At 46.3% G+C, this 25,079-nt stretch carries 19 protein-coding genes; 6 read left to right on the top strand and 13 right to left on the bottom strand.

Features of this window, described 5'->3' with window-relative positions:
• Positions 1 to 4: 4 nt before the first annotated feature.
• Both EI981_RS27645 and EI981_RS27650 read right to left on the bottom strand, forming a co-directional pair.
• On the bottom strand, positions 5 to 1,981 hold the full coding sequence (locus EI981_RS27645; RefSeq protein WP_127003766.1) for a ligand-binding sensor domain-containing protein: 1,977 nt from the start codon (positions 1,979 to 1,981) through the stop codon (positions 5 to 7).
• Between the two features lie 623 nt (positions 1,982 to 2,604).
• A complete protein-coding gene (locus EI981_RS27650; protein ID WP_127005076.1) occupies positions 2,605 to 3,282 on the bottom strand; it encodes an O-methyltransferase in 678 nt (225 codons plus the stop codon).
• A 119-nt stretch (positions 3,283 to 3,401) separates the two neighbouring features.
• On the opposite strand from EI981_RS27650, the gene EI981_RS27655 reads away from it, so the two are divergent.
• The gene (locus EI981_RS27655; RefSeq protein WP_127003768.1) at positions 3,402 to 4,289 is read left to right on the top strand and encodes a LysR family transcriptional regulator; all 888 of its coding nucleotides are present in this window, start codon (positions 3,402 to 3,404) and stop codon (positions 4,287 to 4,289) included.
• Between the two features lie 99 nt (positions 4,290 to 4,388).
• Here the strand turns inward: EI981_RS27655 and EI981_RS27660 are convergent, their stop codons facing one another.
• Entirely contained in the window at positions 4,389 to 5,861 is a 1,473-nt protein-coding gene (locus EI981_RS27660; RefSeq protein WP_127003770.1) for a protein adenylyltransferase SelO, read from the bottom strand.
• A 251-nt stretch (positions 5,862 to 6,112) separates the two neighbouring features.
• Here EI981_RS27660 and EI981_RS27665 point away from each other — a divergent pair, with 251 nt between their 5' ends.
• The 3 genes from EI981_RS27665 to EI981_RS27675 are packed head-to-tail and all read left to right on the top strand — an operon-like array spanning position 6,113 to position 8,564.
• The gene (locus EI981_RS27665; RefSeq protein ID WP_127003772.1) at positions 6,113 to 6,904 is read left to right on the top strand and encodes a MerR family transcriptional regulator; all 792 of its coding nucleotides are present in this window, start codon (positions 6,113 to 6,115) and stop codon (positions 6,902 to 6,904) included.
• Complete coding sequence (locus EI981_RS27670; protein ID WP_127003774.1) at positions 6,901 to 7,560, top strand: GNAT family N-acetyltransferase; 660 nt, start codon at positions 6,901 to 6,903, stop codon at positions 7,558 to 7,560. The genes EI981_RS27665 and EI981_RS27670 overlap by 4 nt, the downstream gene beginning before the upstream one ends.
• The gene (locus EI981_RS27675) at positions 7,557 to 8,564 is read left to right on the top strand and encodes an alpha/beta hydrolase family protein (RefSeq protein ID WP_127003776.1); all 1,008 of its coding nucleotides are present in this window, start codon (positions 7,557 to 7,559) and stop codon (positions 8,562 to 8,564) included. Before EI981_RS27670 ends, EI981_RS27675 begins: the two co-directional genes overlap by 4 nt.
• Before the next feature lie 272 nt (positions 8,565 to 8,836).
• Here EI981_RS27675 and EI981_RS27680 read toward each other — a convergent pair whose 3' ends face one another.
• The 4 genes from EI981_RS27680 to EI981_RS27695 form a co-directional block, all read right to left on the bottom strand.
• A complete protein-coding gene (locus tag EI981_RS27680; protein WP_227011612.1) occupies positions 8,837 to 9,556 on the bottom strand; it encodes an ABC transporter permease in 720 nt (239 codons plus the stop codon).
• The gene (locus EI981_RS27685; protein WP_127003781.1) at positions 9,540 to 10,463 is read right to left on the bottom strand and encodes an ABC transporter ATP-binding protein; all 924 of its coding nucleotides are present in this window, start codon (positions 10,461 to 10,463) and stop codon (positions 9,540 to 9,542) included. Before EI981_RS27685 ends, EI981_RS27680 begins: the two co-directional genes overlap by 17 nt.
• An 85-nt stretch (positions 10,464 to 10,548) precedes the next feature.
• Positions 10,549 to 11,490, bottom strand: coding sequence for a sensor histidine kinase (locus tag EI981_RS27690; RefSeq protein WP_127003783.1), 942 nt, complete (start codon positions 11,488 to 11,490; stop codon positions 10,549 to 10,551).
• A 1-nt stretch (position 11,491) separates the two neighbouring features.
• Entirely contained in the window at positions 11,492 to 12,208 is a 717-nt protein-coding gene (locus EI981_RS27695) for a response regulator transcription factor (RefSeq protein ID WP_127003785.1), read from the bottom strand.
• A gap of 168 nt (positions 12,209 to 12,376) precedes the next feature.
• On the opposite strand from EI981_RS27695, the gene EI981_RS27700 reads away from it, so the two are divergent.
• The gene (locus EI981_RS27700; RefSeq protein ID WP_127003787.1) at positions 12,377 to 13,384 is read left to right on the top strand and encodes a phosphotransferase; all 1,008 of its coding nucleotides are present in this window, start codon (positions 12,377 to 12,379) and stop codon (positions 13,382 to 13,384) included.
• A gap of 92 nt (positions 13,385 to 13,476) precedes the next feature.
• On the opposite strand, the gene EI981_RS27705 is transcribed toward EI981_RS27700, so the two are convergent.
• Complete coding sequence (locus EI981_RS27705; RefSeq protein WP_127003789.1) at positions 13,477 to 14,706, bottom strand: CynX/NimT family MFS transporter; 1,230 nt, start codon at positions 14,704 to 14,706, stop codon at positions 13,477 to 13,479.
• Between the two features lie 196 nt (positions 14,707 to 14,902).
• Between EI981_RS27705 and EI981_RS27710 the strand changes: the two genes are divergently transcribed.
• On the top strand, positions 14,903 to 15,466 hold the full coding sequence (locus EI981_RS27710) for a helix-turn-helix domain-containing protein (RefSeq protein WP_127003791.1): 564 nt from the start codon (positions 14,903 to 14,905) through the stop codon (positions 15,464 to 15,466).
• Between the two features lie 103 nt (positions 15,467 to 15,569).
• Here the strand turns inward: EI981_RS27710 and EI981_RS27715 are convergent, their stop codons facing one another.
• The 5 genes from EI981_RS27715 to EI981_RS27735 are packed head-to-tail and all read right to left on the bottom strand — an operon-like array spanning position 15,570 to position 24,940.
• Positions 15,570 to 19,376 carry a discoidin domain-containing protein gene (locus EI981_RS27715; RefSeq protein ID WP_227011613.1) on the bottom strand — a complete coding sequence of 1,269 codons (3,807 nt, stop codon included), beginning with the start codon at positions 19,374 to 19,376 and terminating at the stop codon, positions 15,570 to 15,572.
• A gap of 54 nt (positions 19,377 to 19,430) precedes the next feature.
• Complete coding sequence (locus tag EI981_RS27720; RefSeq protein ID WP_127003795.1) at positions 19,431 to 21,386, bottom strand: alginate lyase family protein; 1,956 nt, start codon at positions 21,384 to 21,386, stop codon at positions 19,431 to 19,433.
• A gap of 57 nt (positions 21,387 to 21,443) precedes the next feature.
• Entirely contained in the window at positions 21,444 to 23,042 is a 1,599-nt protein-coding gene (locus EI981_RS27725) for a type 2 periplasmic-binding domain-containing protein (RefSeq protein WP_127003797.1), read from the bottom strand.
• A gap of 29 nt (positions 23,043 to 23,071) precedes the next feature.
• Positions 23,072 to 23,944, bottom strand: a complete 873-nt coding sequence (locus EI981_RS27730) for a carbohydrate ABC transporter permease (RefSeq protein ID WP_127003799.1) — start codon at positions 23,942 to 23,944, stop codon at positions 23,072 to 23,074.
• 9 nt (positions 23,945 to 23,953) lie between these two features.
• Positions 23,954 to 24,940 (bottom strand): ABC transporter permease, encoded by a 987-nt coding sequence (locus tag EI981_RS27735; protein WP_227011946.1) that lies wholly within the window; start codon positions 24,938 to 24,940, stop codon positions 23,954 to 23,956.
• Positions 24,941 to 25,079 lie beyond the last annotated feature (139 nt).

Genomic DNA, 25,079 nt, shown 5'->3' on the forward strand with positions numbered 1-25,079 from the left:
TTGTTTAGTTGTCTGGATTTAGACTAAACGGATTTTCCGGCAGAATAAGCCGGTACAACTCCTTATTTTGGGCGTAATACAGTCGTCCATGATGATCAAGCGCCATGTTGCCAACGATCGCATCGCTAAGCTGCATATATTCAAGCGTAACCGGATCCACCACAATCAAGCGTCTGGCGAGCGTCGTATATAAGTAACCATCGGCTCCCCATCTGAGATAAATCGGCCGATACTTGCTGTACTTATACTCGCTCGGGAAGAAGACTCTACTCTTAACAATTCGGGTCGTCATCGGGTCCATCGCGAATAGTGTCCCGTCGATGGCTCCCCAGATCAGACCGTCAGGTCCCGCGCTCAGTTCTCCGATCATGCAAGGCGGCCTATCCATATCTGGAATTTCAGGCACGAACTCCGCCAGCTTCATCCGCTTGGCCACATCCCAGATGAACATCCGGGCAGGACCCTCAGCAGGTGCAGCGCCAAGACCACCCCATATACTAGTTCCCCCGTAGATCAAGCCGTCCTTGTAGGCCACGCCTTGGATGCTATGCTCTGGCACGATATCCGGGTAGACCTCCCATTGGCCAGCGGCAGGATCATACATCGCCAGTGCTCCGCCGCGCAGCCCATAATCCGGCACCGTGCCGGCAATTACTCGACCGCCCCCTCTTGTCATGGCAAATGGTCGATCCTGCGCATGGCCAAGCTCCCCGATCCATCCCGGATTATGCTCCGATGTGGTGCCGAAATCGATTGGACGCATCGGGTCAAAGCGGAACATATGGGCATGTGTATACGTGCCGAAATACGCGACGCCGCCCAAGAAGGTCATTCCTTCCGATTGGGGGAACAGCTCGAAGTTGTGCTGGATTTCATCGATATCCGGATCGAACAGGCTAAATCCCCGTTGATACCCCCCAATGTACAGCTTGCCGTCATCGCCGGTCTCCAGACAGTGGATAAGGATTGGCTGCGGCTCAATGTCCAGACTGCGAATGATCACCTGACCATCCAGCAAGCGAATAAGGGCCATCTGAGCATTTACTGTCACTAAAGCGAGTGTGGACTCTTCAGTTCCAGCCTGTTGCCCGTCAGATCTAGATATCTCCGTCCCGCTTTCGGCTCCAGGCTCACCGTCCACAGAAACCCATTCAAGCGCCTTGACTCTGCCCTCCGGCAATGTACAAATCTCTGTCTCGCTCCAGCTCTCCCCAGCGATGTCCCAATAGCACAACTTCCTGCCCTGCTTGAAGTAGACTCGCCCCGGGTGCCTAACTCGTGAATTAATCAGCATGTTGTCATAAGGGAAGGCGCCAACCTGAACTAGCGTATCAAGCCGGAATACGCGGACCTCCGTATAATTACAAGAGACGAAAAAATATCCGTCTATCACCCAAAGGCGGTCTACGAAGCCCTGTGAACCACTAACTCCCACTAGGTCCAGCTCCTCCAGCTCACCGGTCGTCCGATCGATCCGTACCACATGCTTGGCAGCCCCGATCCCAGCGTAGATCGATTGTTCATCGGCTGTAAGCCCGCGTACGTAATCCTGCCCTTCCTTCACAATTCCGTAGTCGTGGAACTCGCCCGTCTCGATGTTATACTCAAACACTTTAGCTCCCGGATACGTCCCGCCGAATACTCTGCCATGGGTGCTATATAGCTGCCATACCCAGCGATCCGATGGATTCGTACCGATTGGCATCAATCCATCAGATGAATAACGATACAGCACACCGTCATTGATTCCGCCTAGATAGATATCGCCGTTCTCTGTCGCGCACATTCCCCAGCAGCAATCTGTATTAGGAATAGACTCGCGGAACAGCAGTTCGCCAGACAACAGATCGAACTCCTGCAGAACCGCCGGTACGCCATTGCTCGCGAAACAAACTGTATAGCGTTCACCATCAAAGCGGATAGCCGCTGTTTGCCCAAAGCGGGACTGGATCATCGTCCCCAGATTCTGTACCTCCACCATGCCTGCTATGTAAATCTCCTCCCTCTCCTTTTCTTTATCGTGCTACGACATGCTACGGGGCGTGGCTGTGAGCCCATAGCAATGCGTCTGTATATCTGGATTGTAAGGGGGGTAAGAGCGATAAAGAAATAATCAGATCAAATGATTACCTTAACTCAACTTTCGCAGCATGAAATTGGCAAATAAATATTGGAATAATTAGGGAAATACACAAGCCATTCATGGAGCTGACACTTTAGCCAATTTGAAAGTTTCTTTCTGCTTGTTGAGCGAGTTTATGAATCAAATTAAGCAGTTGCTGCATAGCAACTGGAAAATCCAACGTACCGACTTTATCGCAAAGAAAATAAAAAAACCGCCAAAAGGGCGGGAGTATTCGTGCTATTTCAATACATTCATTTCTTGAAAAGCAGGCTTTAATTCGCTTGGAAGTTTTTTAGGTCCGCTTGATGGTTCATCATAATGGAAGACACCGCCTCTGTTTGGCAATGGGAGCTCGACACTCTCGATTTACCAAACGAAGCGATATTTTTCTATTTTTCAAACCAGGTATCTGATTTCTGATTTCTCAGAAGCCTTATAGTTATAATAATTCAAGCCGATTTTCGCTCTGCAAAGTTTCCTTAATAACGCACAATCCCCATCATGAAGCCGTCATAACCTTTACTGCCTACCGTTTGAATCGCTGTAGCTGTAATTCGAGGCTCTTCCGCCAACAGATCATAGAACTGTCTGACGCCCTGCACACGATCATCCTCGCTCTGTTCATTGATAATCTCACCATCGCGGATGACATTGTCACCAATAATGACCGTTCCCGGATGGGAGAAATGAAGCGCCCATTGTAAATATTTTGAATTATTCGGTTTATCGGCATCAATAAATATGAAATCAAAGGCTTCCACCCCCTCATCGGCCATCTGGGCCAATTGCTGCAGTGCCTCCCCCACCCTCAATTCAACCATATGGCTTAATTGAGCAAAAGAGAGATTGGCTTCCGCCACTTGAGCATGAAAAGGATCAAGCTCGAGCGTCACGATCTTACCGTCAGATGGCAGTGCTCTGGCCATCCAAATAGTACTGTATGCCCCGAGTGTACCAATCTCCAAAATCCGCTTCGCGCCTTTCATTTGTACGAATAGGTTCAATAATTTACCTTGAGTTGGAGTAACGTCATACAAAGGCAGCTGAGCCAATCGATTCGCGGCTAGTGTTCTCTCCAGAATTGGGTCATGGGGAATTAAATGCTCCGTAATATATTGGTCAACTTCCTCCCATACCTTCGCTTGATGCACGTTCATCACTCTCCATTTCAAAGATTTAACTTCTCACCTCATTGTACGCAAACTATAATCATAAATATAATATATGTTTATCTATAACCTATATACTTAATATATGAGTTGGAAAGGAGAGTCTGATGAATCTACATGCCCTGCGTTTATTTCATACAGTCGCATCAACCGGAAGCGTAACCCAAGCTTCGAAATTGCTGAACATAAGCCAGCCCTCCATCACAGCTCAGATCAAGAAGTTTGAAAAGGAGTTGCAGCTTCCCCTGTTGAAGCCCCAAGGAAGAGGGATCGCACTAACCGATGTCGGTGAGGAGCTTGCGTTGCTTGCTGGGAGGCTCTTCGCTGTAGAACAGCAAATAGAACAATTCGCGGAGCAATACCGTAACGGTACGAATGGAAGCATCCGGATTGCCGCAACCTATTTACCTGCCCACTTCCTGATCCCCGCCTGGCTCGCCAAGTTCAAGCAGCAGTATGAACAAGTAGAGATCATGATTACGACAACGAATTCCAGCGATGCCCTGAAGCAATTGTTAAATGTTGAGGCGGACATCGCAATTTATGGCGGAATAGACGAGGAGTATCCAGACACGATCCAGAAGGAGGAGCTGTTCCAGGATGAGCTATGGTTTGTCGTCGCACCGAATCACTGCTATGCGAATCAACGGGTGACGCTGTCCGAAATAATCAAGGAACCCTTTGTCATGCGTGAGGAGGGAAGCTCAACCAGGGAAAGATTACTGTCTCTGTGCCGAACATATAACGTTCCAGCTCCTACGATTTCTTTGCAGTTCAACGGATTGCATGAGGCAATTACAGCGGTTATCGCCGGATATGGCGCGAACTTCGTATCATCGCTAGTCGTAAGGGATTATGTGGAACGCGGGGAACTGTCACGGGTATATGTCGAGGGGATCCAACTGAAGAATACAATCGCTATTTGCACGCGTAAGCATGAGCCTTTATCGGCAGTGGCAGTGAATTTTATAGAAGTCATCCGGCAGGCTCCTTGATAGAGGTTGAACACACACTATTAAATAATAAACCGCTGCAAAATGGTGATCATGATCGTATCAAGATTCACCGTTCTGCAGCGGCCAAGTCAGTATAAATTAGGTACCGCAGTAAGTGCGGTACGGCTTAGTTGTCTCAGGCAAAGTGCTATATTCCACCTGCTCATCCGAGTAGGCATAAGGGTTGGACAGAACAGCCAACAGACGCTCCATAGTACTCAAATCTCCCTGCTCCGCAGCATCTAGGGCTGCTTCGACCCGGTGATTGCGGGGAATTATGGCGGGGTTGCTAGCGCGCATTAATTGATACGCAGACATTTCCGATTCCGGCTGACGCGTGATCCGCTCCTTCCAGAGACGATGCCACTCCGCAAATTCAGGTGATCTGAACATTTCTGCACACTCAAGTTCATTCAGGGTTAGCGCCCGGAATGTATTCGTATAATCTTCGCCATACTCCTTCATGAGTTCAAGCAGCCGGTTAACCAATAGTTCGTCATCCTCTTCCTCGTCTGCCAATCCCAGCTTCGCTCTCATTCCCCGAAGCCAATCTTCATGATAAAAGTCCATGTAGAGGGACATTCTGTCCTGGGCCAATTCAATCGCCAGCTCCTGGTCATCATGAAGAAGCGGCAGCAAAGTCTCCGCAAATCTCGCCAGATTCCATCCACCGATATATGGCTGATTGCCATATGCATAGCGGCCCATCGAGTCTATGGAACTAAATACTGTTTCAGGATCATACCTGTCCATAAATGCACACGGGCCGTAATCGATTGTCTCCCCGCTGATCGTCATATTATCGGTGTTCATTACGCCGTGAATGAAGCCAACGAGCTGCCATTTGGCAATTAGTGCAGCTTGCCGCTTACTGACCTCCTCAAGTAGCATGAGATAGCGCGCCCTATCTTCTGGCGCATTCGCCGTTATGTAGGGATAATGGCGTTCAATCGTATAGTCGGCTAGCGCCCTCAAATCCTGAACCGTACCGTAATTAGCCGCATACTGAAATGTTCCAACACGAATATGACTAGCGGCTACGCGTGTGAGAATAGCACCAGGATACTCCTTCTCTCGGGTTACAGGTTGTCCTGTTGCCACTATGGCCAGACTACGGGTAGTCGGGATACCTAGCGCATGCATAGCTTCGCTAATGATATATTCACGCAGCATCGGGCCAAGCGCAGCCCGGCCATCCCCGCCTCGAGAGTAAGGTGTTCTACCTGGGCCCTTGAGCTGGATATCCAACCTCTCCCCTTGTGGTGAGATCTGTTCACCTAACAGTATGGCCCGGCCATCTCCCAGCATAGTGAAGTATCCAAATTGATGCCCTGCATATGCTTGAGCAATAGGTAGAGCTCCCTCAGGAATCCGGTTCCCGGCAAGTACCGCTATACCTTCATCGCCCTGCATCGCCGTGGCGTCCAGCCCCAGAGAGGACGCTAACGGATGATTGAATACAATTAACTTCGGTGAGCGAACCGGGGTTGGATCAATCCGGGTATAGAATGATGCCGACAATCCTGTATAGCTGTTATCGAAATTCCATCCCGTTTTTTTAAACTTTGTCATGGTCTCTCCTTTGCCTACTAATGTTTTATTTACAGCTCATCAGCGAATTTAATCATCTCTAACTAATAACTTAATGTTTACTCCTTTGGATATATTATACCGTTTTCAGCGGGGTAGAGAGAACCTGTCCGTATGATGCACATATCTCTTTCCTACTTGATTCAGCGCCTATGTGGAGAAATCTCTTGACCTTAGGTCTGACCTAAGGTGTATGGTTGAGATATTCCATCCCATCCATAGGAGTAACGCTTATGAATAATGAAATTACAATTAGCGAGTTAGCCCGGCTAATGAATGTATCTGTCCATCAACTTCGTTATTTCGAAGAGAAGGATGTCCTGACACCTGCGTACACGGACCACAATCAATATCGTATGTACGGTATGGATCAGGTCTACCAACTAGCTCATATTTTACTGCTCCGCAAATTAGGAGTCCCTGTACAGTCTATTAAGGAATGCATGACTTCTTATTCTGCCGATCAGCACAAACAGCTTCTTCATCAATCATTGCAGGAAATAAATACGGAGTTGCTGCGCCTTCAAGGACTTCAGAGGTTCATTACCAAGGTTCTGCAGGAGCAGCAGGAATTTATCCTGTCGTCTGACGAGTACCGGATAAAATGGCGGGATACCGCTTATTTATCCCATTGGCTCGAAATAGATGCACAGACGAAGCTTACAGCCAGATCGCTCGCTGAACGAGCTTCACAGCTACCTAATTTGTTCGAATCGGATATCTATTATATAGAGAATGAGGCGAATATCCTCACCCTATACACCGAGACACAAACGCAAGGGCCGGGCGTGCTCACCTTACCGGAAGGTAACTATCTATCTGCGCAGAGGTTGATTCACGAAGATGATGAGCTGGAGCAGGTGGTCGAGCAATTTTTCGTCTATGCTGCAGCACAGTCTTATGTTATTGCAGGACCTGTCATTATTATTGAAAAGTCTTATTTATCCTTATTCCCCCCTAACGGTCTGCACTATGAACTGCAAGCCTTACTTGAGCCGCATCCGGAAGGGAGCCAGCCAACATGACAACTCTCATATCGATCGAACCTATGCAGGCCAAATACAATGAACAGGTCAGCCGATTACTAGTCTATGGATTCGGTGATAAATTCCGGACTCTAATGAAAATGGGGAATGACGAGTTGGCACTCTTTTTCGAACACTTATTGGAGCATTTCCCTTCTGAACCAGCAAGTCAAAGACTGGTCGCCCTGCAAGATGGGAAGGTTATCGGAACTCTCAGCTTCAAACGCAAGCCGGATCATGATATGAAGCAAGGGCAAAAACAGAGAACCCTATCATGCAAATGCTTCAATAAGGTTAGTAAATGGAACCTGATAAAATTACTAATCGGACTATACTTATTGGACCATAGACCACAGGTCGGAGAATGCTATATCACAGACATCGCTGTTCATCCGGATCATCGCAGCCAAGGGGTTGGAAGACTGCTATTACAGCGGGTACAGGATTTTGTACAGACAGAACCAAGTCTCTATGTTCTAAGCTTGTACGTCTCCGGGAAAAATCCAAGAGCCAAGCATCTGTACGAGCAGCTATCCTTTAGAACCCATTCTCAGGGAACTAGTATAATGCGGCAGTTGGTCATCAAGGAACCGAGGTGGGATTACATGCAGATGGAATTAGATCAAGAAAGAAGGAGAGTTCCAGAGCAGATATGAAGAAAAAAATATTAATTCCCTTACTTGTCATCTTAGGTTTACTAGTTGGTGTAGGACTTATTATCTTGAAGCAAAACAGTTTCAACATGGTAGAGAAGTCTATTGAGATCCCAACTCCGGAAGGAAATTTGACAGGAACATTTGTACTTCCCAAGAACTACGAGGGAAAGCTGGGCCTGGTCTTGTTCATCCACGGTGACGGAGCGATTAATGCTTCTCATGATGACGGGTATAAGCCGCTGTGGGAGCGGCTAGCCTCGCTTGGCTACGCCTCCTTATCTCTTAACAAAAGAGGCATTAATGGATCCGAAGGCAACTGGCTCGATCAGAGCATGGATGACCGTGTAGAGGAAGCTAGGCGGGCCATTGCATGGGCCAAACAGCAACCCATGATTGATGAGAATCAGATCGGGGTATGGGGAGCAAGCCAGGCGGGATGGGTCATCCCCAAACTCGCAGGCAAGGAGCCTCTGGCATTCAGTCTTATGTTATCCCCCGCTATCAACTGGTTAAGCCAAGGAAAATATTATACACAAAAGCATTTGCAAAAGCTTGGTTACTCCGAAGCAGAAATACAAGACGAAGAAGCTTATAATAAACAAGTAAACCAGCTTCTAGAAAATCATGCTCCTTATGAGCAATATCTGGAGATTGCCCGTAAAGAAAGTTTAATAACAAAAGAACACTGGACGTTTGTCAGTAAGAACTTCCTCTCGGACGCAACTGAGGATCTCCGTAATTTCAAATCACCAGTTCTCCTACTTCTTGGTGAAGAGGATATCCACGTCAATTGGAAGGAAACGGAGACAGTCTATCGCAACATCGTTAATCCGGAGCTGCTGACCGTCGCCGTATTCCCTGACACCGAGCATTCCATGCTAAGCACAAAAACCGCTGATTCGGAGCTCCGGGCCGTGCTTATCAGCCTGTTTGCTCCAAGACAAATTACCGTAAAAGGCTATATGGATCAAATCGAGCTATTTCTACGAGGGCTTCCTAAGTAAGCGAAGCTAAAATAATTTCTAAATGGCGGGTCTAGCTGTAATACAACCAGAATCATCTATTTATTTGTCTTACAGCTACCGCCTCTTCCTCCTGAACAGTAACCCGATTCCAACCAGGGCTCCTATTCCAGCACTCCCACAGAGGTTGATGAGCATTTCGGGCTTTCCGAATCCCCAATATAGCAGTACATTCAAAGCAAATGAAACAGCACAAAGTAGCAATATCCATTTCAATACTTGATTTACCATCCCGATCTCTCCTCTCATCTCCTCTAATTCAGCACGTCAACATGCTCAATGTTCCGAATCGACATGTATGCGATGGCTGCGCCAAGAAGCGCCATACCAATCGGAACCGCAATGATGGAGTATAAGGTGAATCCGTCGACGTTCTGGCAGACGATTGCGACGACAATGAGCGACGATACGATAGTAGCAGGGCCAGAATGCTTGCGCATACCGAAGTACAGTGGGATCAAGCTCAAGAAGCTGGTCGCCAGCGCGCCCATGGTGACCTTCAATAGCTCTTTGGCTGCAAGAGACCATGTGATCGGCTCTGGAATAATAGATGCGTACAGATTCACTATATAGAAGCCTATACCAACAATTAGATTGCCTACAATAACTGCGACGAACGTAAATAGCATTACAACAAGCAGCTTAGCCGCTATAAGCTTTTTACGATTGATTGGGTACATGAATAACACCGTGATCGATTTGTTACGGAACTCGTCAATGACAATCCGCGAAATAAGAACCGACGCGAACACAATATATGTCGCACGAACAAGCGTATCGATGACATAGAACGCCATATTATAGTCCGTAAAAGGCATCCCCTGAGGCACCTCATCAAGCATCCCATCTTCAACAAGGCTAACTAAGCATATAAAACCTATCATTATAATGTTGGCGATCATTGCCGCCCGAATATAAGACCCTATGCGAAATTTACGCATTTCTAGCTTCATAAGCTTAAGCAACGATGCCACCCCCATTCAGAATAGATAGGAAGTAATCCTCAAGTGACCCTTTCTTCTTATGGACCGATTCGATAGTCACATCATGCATCACCAGAGTCTTCATTATCTCGCTTTGCGGAATGTTGCTGTCATAAATGCGGATTTGACCTTCGTCGGTAACGCGAACATTGGATATTTGCAAATAGTGTTCAAGCACATAAGCCGCTTTGTTGCTTTCGCCTGTAGTAATTTCGATGTATTCCGTAGTTTGCTTGGCGATATGTTCCATCGAAACCTCCTGAAGCAGCTTGCCGTTATTCATAACAGCAACCGTATCGGCAATCAACTCAATTTCCCCAAGAATGTGGCTGGAAATAAGCATCGTGATCCCATATTCCTTGCCCAGCATTTTGAACAGCTCGCGAAGTTCTTTAATACCTAATGGGTCGAGACCGTTAATCGGCTCATCCAGTATAAGCAATTCTGGCTTCGTGACGATCGCCCGCGCGATACCAAGCCGCTGCTTCATGCCTAGTGAGAAGTCCTTAACTGATTTATTGTCGATCCCCTTCAAATTCACCAGTTCGAGCGCCTCGTCGATCGACTTTTTGTTATGGTAGCCCATATATTCACAATGCAGATCTAAATTGTCGCGGGCCGTCAGCTTGTCATAAAAAACCGGAGTCTCGATAATTGTGCCCATCCTCCCCAGCTGCCGGTACGACTTATCTGTCAGCCGCTCGCCGAAAACTTCAATCTCACCTGCCGTCGGCTTCACTAGGTTGGTGATCATCTTCATAACTGTTGTCTTGCCCGCCCCGTTCGGGCCAAGCATGCCATATATTTCGCCTTGCTTAATGTTCAAATTAACGTTCGAAACAACTTCCTTACCCTTATAGGCTCGAGTCAGTTGCTTGGTTCTTACGATATGCGTCATTGTCGTTCCATACCTCCTTCGTTCTTTACAACTTAATTGTAAGCATCGAATTTGGCTTTTTTCTTACCCGATTCTTACAAGTTTCTTAAGCTGCAAAAGCAATTCGTTTCAGTCTAACGGTAAACACCGTCTTTTCATAAGGTTTGCTATGGATATGGATCGTTCCTTCTTGTGCTTCGACCAGCCTTTTCGTAATTGTCAGTCCGAGACCGCTACCCTGATAAGATTTGTTGCGTGAGTCCTCCAGCGTATACATCCGTTCGAACACCCGATCCTGATGCAGCTCGTCAATCCCTTTGCCCCGATCCCATACATCCACGTATACAAACTCATCATCGCCCCGCAATGTTAATCCGACGGCCATTCCCTCCCCGCCGTGCCCAATTGCATTGGAGATTAGATTGTTAAGGACACGGTCCAGGGCTTCCTCGTTACCCCACGCTAGCAGCGGTTTATCCGGGATCTCGATGGCGACTTCGAAGCCTTTGACCGTCAGCGTATCGTAGAAGTTCAGCATGTTTTTCCCGCAAATATCGTTCATATGGATCCGGGAGAGCGGGATCAGCTTGTCCCCCGACTCAAGTCTCGCCAAATCAAAAAACTGGCGAATCAGATCCAGCACCTCGTTTGCCTTAGCATGAACTTTCGACAGCAGAACTTTTCTTTCTTCCAAGTCCATGTTCGGGTCCAGATTGATCGTCTCAATATAACCAAGCACGACGGTAAGCGGCGTTTTTAAATCGTGCGAAATGTTCGAGATCATTTTCCGCATCGATTGCTCCATCTTCAGGAACTCCGCCACCGTCTGTTGGTTGTGCTCCAGTAAATGATTGATTTCAATCAAGACAGGGATCAATGCGCGGTCGTCTGTAAAAATGAGCAGCTTCTCGCTTGTTCTGCCTGCGATAATTTCTTGCAACCGATTGTGGATCTGCACCAGATTGGCGCTTCTCGCTCGATAAGCTCGATACTGGATCGCAACCACTACCATCAAAATAACGACGAGCAATGCTAACACGATCACCATATCATTGTCCTTCCCACTTGTAACCGATGCCCCACAGTGTCTTGATATAATGGGGCTCAGACGGCTGGTCTTCGATCTTCTCACGCAAGCGGCGAATGTGAACGTTAATCACATTCTCGTCGCCGTAATATTCGTCGTTCCATATAAATCCGTACAGTTGGGCCTTCGTGAACACACGATTCGGGTTCGTAGCGAACAGCTTCAGGATTTCGAATTCTTTGGCCGTCAGCTTCAGATCATTGCCATGCTTCGAAGCCGAATAATTGTCCAGGTCAATGTGAAGCTCGCCGAAAATCAGCACTTTAGACGCGGAAGAAGCCTGATCTGCAGCAGCCAATCTGGGATTGGAATATGTCGTAGCCCGGCGAATTGACGCTTTGATCCGGGCAGAAATTTCAATAAGAGAAAATGGCTTCGCTATGTAATCATCGGCACCGAATCCGAGCCCGATCGCCTTATCGACGTCGCTGTCCTTCGCTGACATAATAAGGATCGGCACCGAGCTATTTTCCCGGATCAGCTTAATCACCTCGATACCATCTAACTTCGGCATCATAATATCAACTACAACGATATCGAAAACGCTTTGCCGAAACAGAGTAATTCCGTCCAGACCGTTAAACGCCGCCGAAACGTCGTACCCTTCTTTGGTCAAGTAATTTCTCAGCATTTCAATGATTTCAATATCGTCCTCAATCAACAATATGTTATACGGCATATCGTTCTCCCCCCAATACAGAAAATTATAGCCTGGGGTCGATGGAATGCATAGACTTTGTTGAGAATGAAAAGGACTCTTAGACGTTAGGCCATACATTATTCCCTCTCACTGAATAACTTAGCTTATAGCTCTCCACATTTCACTCGAAAGAAGCGAGGTTACCCCATGGCAAATTCCTATCCCAAAACCCGAATACGTAGAGTTGTCCACCGCTTCGGCCTGGTTCCATTGAGCTCAAACACGGTCGCTTCCTTTTACCGAAAAAATGCCGTCATCCGAGTACAGACGAAAAGCGAAGCCTATGCTGTTAAACCTTTTTTTCGGAGTTTATCACTCCACTCGAGTACAGTCGATCAAATGAAAACAACTGCAAACTATATACAACTCTTGATGGACAACGGATTCAGTTGCATGCCTAAATGGCTTACGTGCACTTCCGGAAAGTTGTGGACTCTACACAAAGGAAGACCCTACTACGTAACCCCATGGATAAAGGGGAGAAAATTAGAAAACCAAGAGGATTACGAAAAACTTGGCCAGGCTCTTGCCTCCTTGCATATAACATCCAGCCATTTCCTTTCTAAAAAAGCCCCTTTTTATGATCATATCGAATTATGGAAAAGCCATGACCGTCTCTTTCGAAGACAAATGATGAAAGCATACCAAACCGATATAAAGATCCGTAGGTGGTATAAAAAGTTCGGGAAATCCTGTAACCGATTTTCAGATCGATCCTGGGCCGAGTTAAAAAGGCCAGAGATTGTAAACCTTTTGAGGAAGGAAAGAATTCGTCCCGTATTGATACACAACGATATTACTTCGTATAACGTCATAATTTCAGACGACGGCCAGTTGTTCATCATCGATTGGGACCGTATTAAGGTAGGCTCCATGTATATTGACATAGCAGCTGCCCTCACGAATACGACTCAATTTAACCCCGTTTTTATATATTCGTTCTTAAAAGGGTACGAAGAGCTCCATCCTTTAAACCAGACTGAACGTAAATGGATTGCCTCCTTGTATCGATTACCTCGTGAAGCTTGGCATGCCACTCGATTCCCTAATCGCCCTAGAAGCCGCAACGAGCGCAACATGTTAGAAATTATGGAACAAACCTGGCTTCTACGGTTAAAGGCAATGGATTTTTTAGAGGAGTGGACACATCATTAGGGGAAGGAATAATGCAGCGCCCCTTCTGCTTAATCAAAAGCAGAAGGGGCTTTTCTGTGTGTTCAATGTTATATTAACGTTCCTAGGTTCGTCTATTTACCGGTGCTTACATAACGATCTCTACCCGCACCAAGACCAAAAATAAAGAGCAGAACGGATGCGCCGACCAGTATCCATAAGGGGAGCGTCCAACCTCCGGTAATATCATGCAAATAACCGAACATTGTCGGACCGATTGCGGCAAGCAAATATCCGACAGATTGAGCCATCCCGGACAGTTCTGCTGCTTGATGGGCATTCTCCGTTCGCAAGCCGAAGAACATCATCGACAGTCCAAAAGAGAAGCCGCCCCCGATGCCAAGTATGATCATCCATAAAACAATCAAGCCGGAGCTGCCATATAGCAGGCCAAGTGTTCCGGACAGCAGCAGTCCGAACGTAAATGTAACTAACAAGCGCTGATTGCGCATACGCCCGGCGATAACCGGAACTATGAATGTAAATGGAAGCAACGCAAGCTGCATCACGGAGAGTAGCAGGCCGGATTGATTTGCAGATATACCTTGCTGCTTCAATATCTCAGGTAACCAGGCAATGATGACATAGAATACCATCGATTGTAGTCCCATGAACATCGTCACTTGCCATGCCAGCGCAGAACGCCATAAATTCACATGCTTCCCCGACGCCTGGCTCTGCGTAGCGACCGCTCCTGTAGTGCGGCGTTTCAGGTGAGGCAGCCAGCACAAAATAGAGATAAAGCTTAAAATGCCCCATACCCCTAGGGCTCCCTGCCAGCCTAATCCCAATCCGGTTGCCAGCGGAATACTAATTCCGGAAGCGGCGGCTCCGAACAAGTTCATAGAAATGGAATACAAACCTGTCATCAGACCCATTCGTTGAGGGAACTCCCTCTTAATCAGACTAGGCAGCAATACGTTGCAGACGGCTATAGACAAGCCCAGAATAGCGGTACCGAGATAAAGGGTAGTCATTCCCGACAATGAGCGTAACATAATGCCGATCGTCAGGAAAATAACAGAAACCAGTACCATTGGTTCAATCCCTAGCTTACGCCCTAAACGGGGTACGAAAGGCGAAAAAATGGCAAAGGCGAGCAAAGGCAATGTAGTAATCATTCCGGCCAAGGTGTTTGAAATATGCATATGATCACGAATAAGTCCTATTAACGGACCCACCGAAGTTAAGGGAGCTCGCAAATTGGCAGCTATAAACAGAATTCCAATAATGACTGCCCATGCAGCAGTCTTGGGTTCCGATTGAATATGCTGCATACGGCTATTTTGATTTGACTTACTCATGATGTATCTTCTCCAATCTATGTTACAAAAAGTAAATTATAATATATAAAATATATTCATTTGCACATTATAATATATAAATCTGAAATTTGTCCAGCTAAAAAAGTATAGTATAATTTACTTTAATACCTTAATTTAACGCTATGATATACTAATCCTTGATGTAATTGTCATTAAAAAGAGAGGGTAAAATGCCATGGAAGCCGATGATCCAAAACAAGTTGTATTACAGGTTGGAGCCGTGTTAAAGAAGCTTCGCAAAGAGCGGAATATGAGTCTTGGTGATTTAGCGGAGCTGTCAGGCGTCAGCAAGCTGACGCTCGGAAATATTGAACGAGGAGAGACGAATCCAACGCTAGGTATGCTATGGAAAATTTCAAAAAGCTTGTCCATTCCTCTCATGGCGTTGTTCTCAACCGGAAACAGTGTGAGCCTGTCGCGGGCTGGGGAAGGATTAAGAATCGCCGGGGATGATAAAACTTGGGTCGTGGAACCGATTTTCCAAAATGCAAGTGATGAAATTGAGATGTGCCGGGCTTATTTGCAGCCCAACAGCACCTACTACCCGGAACAACATCATTTTAATACAACTGAGATTGTCACCGTGATGTCGGGAGGAATTACAATCACCGTTAATGATGAACCCTATCACTTGAACCCATATGATTCAATAAGTTTTCGTGCCGACAAAAAGCATTCCTACACCAATCAATCCGATGATGTTGTGGTTCTCCATATTATTCTTAAATACGGAATATAAATCTATCGATAGCGTAAAAAAACACCTTCAAAAGAATCATCCACTCGTCTAGAGCTTGGATCGATTCTATTTGAAGGTGTTGGAACCCGGAATTTCTTTAACTCTATTCTTGAGGCTGAAGCTGGTAGATACGAATTTCGGCATAGGAGTTCCATTGATTCACACTGTTCCCATGCCCGGTGATGCGGATATACTGGGCTTCATGTTGTCTTACATACGTCTTCTCGATATCCAAGCTTTCCCCACTGCTCTGGCCGGAATAGGCCCTATACCAGGTCTGCCCATCCAGCGAGGTTTCGATATCATATTTGAAGCTACGCTCATTTCCGCGAATAAACGCAATTCCAACACTATTGACTGTCTTCGCTTCGCCAAGATCAAGCATAATCCACTGATCGCCTTCTGCCCCCCAATAAGTATTCAGATCACCGTCAAGCGCTTTATCCTCAGTATTTCCTTGATCATCCTGTGAGGCGCTTGCAGAGACACCTGTTATAGAGAGCTCATTCAACCGCTCCTCTTCTCCGTTCAGAGGCATTAACTTGTAATTGAAGAAATAAATACTCTTGATTTCCGGATTTTGCAGTGAAGATACGATCAGCTTCGTTATACCCGGAACCTCATCAGCAGAGATAATCTGAACATTATTCAGTGTCTGATCATGCGTAAATTCCAGAACCGGTACGTCCGTATGATCAAGCGGCAGTTGAATATCATAACTGAATTTCTGCCCATTGAAATCGGCTAACGGTACCCCGTCTATGCTGACGCTTTGAATAACAGGAATGATGAGTTCACCGTCTGAAATGCTCCAGTTATCTAGCGGAATGCTGTTAACGGTCAGGTCTGTATCCTCTATGGAACCAACGATGGGTACCATCGTTACCGTCAGTCTCATTTCCTTGACTTGATCCAGCTTCATAAACAGTTTGCGAATCCCGATATTCTGGTTCTGCTTAGAAGGGTTAGGAGATTGCGGCAGCGGTTTTGCATCCATCACATCAAACCGCACAGCAATAGGCTCGCCTGCTTCGTTGCGGGCATCACCATCCAGTCCAACCCAGAGCTTCTCTCCGCCCTTGCTGAAGATCGCTGACTTGCCATCAGCACTGACTTGAATGTCAGCTTCTGTATGCATGAACCAATATGCTGTTGAAGGATTCGAGAATGATACTTCATCTTGGATCGTAGCCCTCGTCCGGTTTGAGGCGAGCATCACACCCCGCTTCGCTTGAGTCACATACCTGTCATATGCCTCTGTCAAATTAGCAATTGCAAATCCGCCAGACGGCTTGCTCTCCACCTTCTCGATCTTGGAGAATGCCTTAATGTTCTGCTGTGCGCCTCCATCAGGGTTGATCACCAATGTGTTATGCCCCTCTGGATTCAAGCGGTAGTACGTTAAGCGTTCCTTGTCATAATTTGAATAGCCCGGCAGATTATAATCGTCCTTGCCTAGATCAATCGCCCATTGCTGCCCCAAGGACTCAAATACGAAGCTGCCCAGGTCGTAGTGCCCGTGGCTGACTACGTTATTGCCTGCTTTGAAGCCTAAGAAACTTGAATTGGGATCTTCCCATTTGCTTCTGAATGTGGCTACTTCTGTTCCGCTAAAATATTGATCCAAATCTAGCGTTTGTCCAGGGATATAAAGAGCAGGGTCATACCATAGCATCTCAAATTCAGAACCAGCATTCCTGAATTTGATCTTGTTATCCAGATGAACAGAGGCTAACAATCGATCCCCGTATTTCTTCGCGATCCACAGCTCTTCAGCGGACATTACCTTGTTGCTCGACGCATCGCCATAGTTCAGTGCGCCTACTGCTCCACTCAAGTAGGTTGGAAAATATGCGGTCTTGTTCAACCCTGGAGTCTGGTCATAACCATAGCTTGTCCCTAATGAAGTCTCCAGAGAAGAAATAAACCGAACAATATACTCTAAAGTGTATTTCCAGTAGCTCGGCCCCTCCGCCCATGCTCCGTCAGGTGTAAATTCCAATAGAATAAAGTCTTCCAGCGCGTTGAAGGCGGTATCCAATATCTTGCCACCAAATTGCTGCATCGTTACCTTCTCTTTGGATGGCAGGAGGATTTCCTTATCCAGGTCGCCGATGGCCATTAGAGTAAGAATTGAGGCTCCATTACATACCGCATTCCAGTTATTCGTTCTTGGATACGTATGAATCCACCATATATTTTTATTATAAGCCTCCAATGTTTTAACAAGGCCCTTCTGAATCATCGCATCCTCAAGAATCAGTCTCTGCTCTGGAGTCCATTCGTCATACAGCCAGTCATAAGCAATAGCCAGGCCTTCCATGAACTCTGCCGTATTCAGAAATTCATTCTCTTCATTCCAGTTTGGGAACTGCGACACCGTGTAGACTTCATCCCAGATCCGCTGCTTATATTGCTCCTTCTTCACCGCATCATCGCTAAGATGATAGAGCATCCCCAGATTAATCACGAGCGGTCCTACCTGCCGTGAGCCAATCATTCGACGGCCATCCGGAAGATCATCCGTAGGCAAGGCCATATTCAGATGCTTCTCGCCCTGCTTCTGAATATCCTGATACCACTTGTTGATCGTAGCCTCTCCAGACTGAACCAGCGACTTCACCCGGGCAAAGTCGGAAGAAGTAGCCAGGACTCTTGGGTGAGACGCATTGTTGCTCAGCAACTGAGCGATGGCTTCCTCTCCGGTTGGTCTATCGTAGACGATCTCTTTGATAGCTTCCTCAATAAAGAACTTCTCATTATTCTGAGGCTTGATGCTCTCATCCACCTTATCTAGCGCATCGTCAAACGGTTTAGCCTGATCGCCGATAACGATAAGCCCTCTGCCTTTATAATCTGTGTACACTTGTTTATGAAGAAGAGCTCCTGCCAGATCTAAGGGAACCAGCACATCGTCGGAAGTAAACTGAATATGCGGATGGGAGTTGGCTATTTCCTCACTGATCTCTACATCCACCCCGAAAAATTGACCTGCAAAACGAAGCGGTACCAGAACTTCTCCCTCAACCTTCCGCGGTACATTCTGTACGCTAATCGCATTCATGTTCTTTACATTATCCTTCAGCACATTGGGGCTGTTCACAACCATAGCCAAAGCCCCCGCCAAGCGATTTGTAACGGAAATACCTAGGTCATTATCAAAATCCATTAACGATTCCGGTACATTCAGTTCCTGCAGTTCTTCCATCGTCTTCAGCTCAGTACCGCCATATACCCTCATATTATCCAGCAATGTTGTGAAGTTCTTATTACCGGTGACATCTGTCGTGAGATCCGCTGGCAAGCTTCGTTTGGCCCGAACGCGTACGTAATTAATCCCCGCTGCGTTGCTGGTGTTCTTCAAGGTGATCGAATCTATCTTTTTAACTCCGTCTACATAGACAGATACGGTCTGCATAGCAGACTGATAGTTGATCGCAAAGGAAAGCCGGTGCCACTCGCCCGTATTCAACGGTATTTTGTTGCCTTCCACTTTTAAGATGCCATCAGGCCCTATGCTTCCGAGCGTAATGCCTTTATTACCGCTGTCTTTTATTTCGAAAAATCGGCTTCCATTGGAATCTAGCAGCTTAATATCAAAATCAAGAATGAGTTCGCCTGTTAAGTCTTCCGTGCCAAAGCGCTTGGCGAGGCCTACATCAGGTTGATCCGCTACAGATTCGTTGATCCGAAGCGATACGCTAGTCCCATTAGGGGCCGTATATTCATCATTTAACGCACCGCTTGATTTCTTGACGTCGGTGATGCCTGTCATTTCAAACCCGCTCGGCGGAGCACCTGTCTGGGTGTAATCCTCAAAATCCTGACATAAGTACACCTGGATTGAAGAGGCTGCATGGGCTGGGAATACACCCAAGATTCCACTCAGCCCTAAGACAATACTTAACAAAAGACTTGTACATCGAAAAATCTTTCTTTGCGAACTCATCCTCATTTACCCTCCCTATACTGGTTTACTAATGGTCATATCGTTGTCCGTAATCTCAATATGATAACGTCTGCCATAGTTGAACGCATAGCAGCCATTACCCACTGGCTCAATATTTACAGCCGGTACATGATCGCCCTGATAAGGGACCAATACAGTCAACAAGGCAACCGTACCGTTGTAAGTTCCCTGGAAGCAAACTCTAGTAGCTTCCCTGGCGATATCATTCACATCGGACAATCTTCCCGGTAGAAGCCCCACTTCCTCTTGGGGATACGTGTATATAGCAAGATTCGCTATCTCACTCGTAGCGATGGCACCCTCCGGCGCTGCCTCTACTTCTGTATAATCCAGATGAAAGTAGCGCTGAACCTTGTTATGCTCTAACCCTGTGACACGATCAATAATCACAATGAACTGATTATCTACCAAGGCCATATGACGATGATGCACAATCGGCTCATAATTCATATGGTAAGCGCTTGCGATTTGGTAGAAGCCCCGATCTTCCACATTGTAAACCGCTCCAACCTTCTGGGGACCAAATTGAAATGAGCTTATATATTCAAAATGATCTCTCCCATCTATCAGCAGAGTAGAGTGGTAACTGGCGCTTTTGAATTGCTTACGATCCTCATCCTCCCGATAACAAAAAATGCCCGGATCGCAAATCATATCTTTTCCCAGTGCAGTGAAATCAAAGCTCATAAGATCGATATGGGCATGGGCATTTTGAATCGGGCTTCTGCATGTGAACAGAAAGCTCATCGACTTGGAATCCCAGCCGCTGCGAATAATTGCCTGATGGAGCGTCCGGTTCCAAAAGGTTGTCGCTTTATCACACTCATAATGCTTGTCTTGGAGCGACTGCAAATCCTCGTATAACTGCTGTACATCTAATGCACGCCAAGCATGCTTGCTAGCCTCGTGCAGAACCTCCTGAGTATCGATCAAATTAGTGGCCAGCCCTAGCCATGTTAAATCATCCAAGGCCATGTAGCCATAAACCGCCCCCATCGCGGCCAGATTATTGGCATGCGAATCGCCTACGGGCACACATTTTCCTGTAGGACGCAAGGAATAAATAGAGTAGTCGAGGTTCTTGCGGAACAGCCTCATATACTGATCTGAGAACTGAAAATGGAAACGCTTGGCCAGCACAACTGCGAGCCCGAACCAGAACATACAGCCGTTATGATATGAAGGACAGCCTTCAATCTGGCCGCCGTCCTCTGTCAGTTGAGCAATACAGCATCGCTCGATTCCCTCAATGGCAAAGGCCCTCCATTCCTCCGCTTCGCGCAGCTCCGGGAAATATAATGCGGTTGTCAGTATACCGAGACATTCCATCAGAAAATGGTTATGATCCGCCTTGGGCCAAAGCAGCGGCGACACCTTGCGCAGGATCTTGGTCTGCATGTAGATAGCCCCTAAATACTGCTCTAATACAGCCTCAGTAAACAACTCTGTATGTCCCAGATGTTCCAGTACTAGTGGCCAAGTCTTATAGCTTCGGATGCCCAGCTCTAATGCCCGCAAAGGATGGCATTCCTCAAAATAACGGAGTGGGTAGTCAATCAGCTCATCATGAATCTCAACCGTCCCGATCCAATCCAGCATCTCTTCAATGACTTTGCGCCCGTATTTCTCATCCTTTGTTAGGGAATACGCCTCTAATAAATCCTGCCAATGCGTCATGCGATTGAGCTGCCAGAGAAATTCATGGTCATTATGTCTAATCTCCAGCCAGTCAGGGGGATTGCCTATGAATTCCCGCACTCCTCCCGTACCTGGAAGTTTAAGAAATCCCCAATAAGCCTCCTCGGCGTTGGTGATCGTCTCTCGTACAAGCTCCGGCATGTGCTCAAAAATGTACGCACTTTTGGTTGTCATCGGCTCTAATCGGGATCGCAGATTGCTTAGCAACTGCCGAGTAGATATCGGCTCTTTCAACAAAGCTTGTATATTCATCTTTGTTTCTCCTTAAATAGGCTGTAGAATATGTCTCTACAGCCTACCCGCGCTTGTCTATTTTTCTTTCATCTCTTCGACATACCGATCATATGCGGTCTGATTGATTTCTACGAGACGACGTGCATCCAGCTTCTCAAGCTCTTTAACGAAGGCCGTATGATCCACTGGCTTCGCGCCCAGAATCCACTGCTGGGTTGTCTCGGCAATATAAGTATCGATCTTAGGAGAAATTTTCTGAATTTCCTTTTGCTCTTCCGAAGTAAACTTCAGAACAGGGAACTTATCCATGAATACTTGCTGTTCTTTATAAGCATTGATGCCTTCCTTGGCCAGAGGCAATGTCCACTGCTCTTCGTAGAAGTAATCTTGCTGGAAGCCGAAGCTAGATTGAGCTCCTGTCTCACGAATCACATCAACTGGCGCTTTATCGGACTTCATTACTTTATCGGTGAAGATCGGTTTGCCGTCAACCATTGTAAACGTATCGCCCTCAATACCGAAGTTGGCCATTCGTCTGCCTTCTTCTGTGAACCAGAAGTCAAAGTATTTAATCGTAGCTACCGGATCAGGATTGCTGTAGGAGATTCCCCAACCGAAGTTTCTAGCGCGATCCCGCTTAGAAGGCTCCTTCACCTTGCCGTCCACGTCCGCCGGTGGAAGCATCGGATTAAATTGGAATCCGTCGATCTTACCCTCCAGTTGTTCGTTGTAATTACCTGTTGAAGCAAAGAAGTCATGGGTCAAACCACCAACGTTGTCAGCAAGCAGAATGTCTCTCGCCTTGCCTCCGCGAGTGAAGATCTCCTTATCAATGAGTCCTTCCTTATACCATTGCGCCAAGTTCTCCATGGCAACGCCATATTCATTCTCCAGAGGCCCGTATATCACTTTGCCATCAAATACCCGATAGCCAGGATATCCGTTCCAGAGTGCCATAAGGCCTTCAATACCGAGGGAAGTATTTCTGTGGAAGAACCCGACCTCGTCCTTTTTGTTATTGCCATTCGGGTCATCATTCACGAATGCGGTTAGCACATCATGCAGTTCATCAACATTCTTCGGCTCTTCCAACCCTAACTTGTCTAACCAGTCTTTACGGATGAACCAACCCTTCTCTGCCTCTCCATCCTGGACAAATGGAATGAACCAGATCTTACCGTCTATATCCGAAGCCGCGCTCCTTACGTCTGGATTTTCTTCTAAAAATTTCTTCAGATGAGGAGCATGTCCGTCAATCAAATCATTCAGTGGCAGGAAGGCTCCTTCCGGACCAAACTTCAAAAAATCGCTAGATAGCGCTTGCATAATATCAGGAAGCTGATTCGATGCCATGACGACACTGAATGTTTCTGTGAAATCAGACACCGTATTCGGCAATGTGCCCTCCAATGTAACATTCGTCATCTCTGCTGCCTTAACAAAGATCGGCCAATCATTTTTTAATACACCGGATTCCTTCGTTCCCAGATGAACCTTTAGTTTGAGCGGCTTCTCCGAGGCCAAGTATGGATTCTGATTACTATCCTGTGCCGCCTCTGCTACTGGTGCAGTTTCTTCTTGTTCTTTCGGCGATGAGGATGATGAGCACCCTACCAGAGCCCCTGCCAATAATGTTGTTGCCGCTAAAACACACAAAATCTTCTTCAATTTCATGATTTTCACCCCAATTTAGAATATAATATCTATCCTTTTACTGCGCCTACTAACATACCTTTTATAAAAAACTTCTGGATATAAGGATACACAAGTACAATAGGTAGAATTGAAACTATAATCGTAGCGAAAGTCACCGTTTCCGCAGAGATCGTCGAAGAAAAGTCCAACGCCGCGGTAAACTCCGATTGCAGATCATTTTCTACGATCATCTTCTTCAGTAACACCTGAAGTGGAATTTTATTCGTGTCCGTTAGCAGAATCATCGACCAGAAATATCCGTTCCACCTCTCAATGGCGTAGAATAATCCCACGGTCGCGAGTCCAGGCTTCACCAGCGGCAAATAAACTCTGAGCAGCACATGCAGATCATTCCCGCCGTCCACCTTCACCGATTCCTCTAGTTCGTCCGGCAATCCTTCAAAGCTTGTACGAAGCAGAATTACCTTAAATGCGTTACAGGCAAAAGCGATAATAATACCTGTCCGCGTATTGATTAGCCCGAGATCTCTTAAAGTCAGATAGAAAGGAATCATCCCCGCATCAAACCAGAGCGTCAACGTAACTAATATCGTAAAAAATTTTCTTCCTCTCAAACGCTTCTTGGACAAGGCGTAGGCGCCACATATCGTAAAGATCATCGATACCGCGGTTCCTGCCAAAGTGTAGAATATCGTGTTGCCATAAGCTAACCAGATGTCCGGATTGCCCAAAACCTCCTTATACGCATCAAAGGTAAATCCCTTAGGAAATAGAAGCACCTTGCCGGTAATCACGTTATACGGCTTACTTACTGAGGCGGATAACACATATAAAAAGGGATACAGCGCCGCCATGGCCATAAGAGCTAACAGGAAATTGTTGATAATCTTAAATATCTTCTCTCCTCTGGACTCAATCATACTTATCACCTACCATAAACCTGCGTCAGTTACTTTTTTACTAAGCTTATTCGCTGAAACGACCAAAATTAGAGCTACGATGGAGTTGAACAATCCTACAGCTGTCGCGAAGTCATATCTTCCATCAATGAGTCCGGAACGATAGACATAGGTACTAATGACATCCGCTGTCTCATAAGTTGCCGGCTGATAGAGGAGAATGATCGTCTCATATCCGACACTCAGCAGGCTCCCGATCTTCATAATGAACATCACTACAATCGTGGGTAGGATCCCCGGTAGTGTAACATGCATAATCTGTTTGAATTTATTGGCTCCGTCCATCTTTGCCGCTTCATAGAGCTGCGTATCTATACCCGCGATAGCTGCGATAAAGACGATAGAAGCAAATCCAGTTTCTTTCCACAGATTCATCGTAGTATAGATGCCCCGGAAATAATTTGGATCAGTCAAGAAGTAAATCTTCTCCATACCCAGCTTTTCTAGGAGGAGGTTAATCAAGCCGTTGTCCGGCGCAAGGAAGGTTGTTACGATCCCGGCAATGACAACTGCGGATATAAAGTGCGGTAAATATGTAAGCGTTTGCACCACTTTCTTAAATCGTTCTCTAGTAACCTCGCTAATCATAATAGCTAGAATAATCTGGGCCGGAAAGCAAATCAAAAGTCCATACAAACTTATAATGACCGTATTCTTAAATACTCTTAGGAAGTACTCGCTGCCAATAAACTCTCTAATGTGCTCAAATCCAACCCATTCGCTGCCTCCTATTCCTCTAAATAAGCTGAAGTCTTTGAAGGCAATCTGGATTCCCCACATCGGAAGATACTTAAAGACTAAGAACCATACTAGAAATGGAATAAGCAGATAGTATAGTATGCGGTCCCTAATGATATCTCTCTTGAGTTCCTGAAAGTACGTTCTCAAATCTCCCTTGGGTCTCATTCTTTTATTCAATGGGGCTGATGATTTAATCGGCGCAGCAGAATTTCTCATATTCAAGTATCACCTCCTGTGATGGTGCTCTGCCATACCTGAATCCTATAAGAGATCCGTCCAAAGGTATATCTTGAATATTTGTTATCATGTCTGTTTTATTGTTTCACGACTAAAATTGAGGAATCCCACCAATTTT

Source organism: Paenibacillus lutimineralis, assembly GCF_003991425.1.
GTDB classification, from domain to species: domain Bacteria; phylum Bacillota; class Bacilli; order Paenibacillales; family Paenibacillaceae; genus Fontibacillus; species Fontibacillus lutimineralis.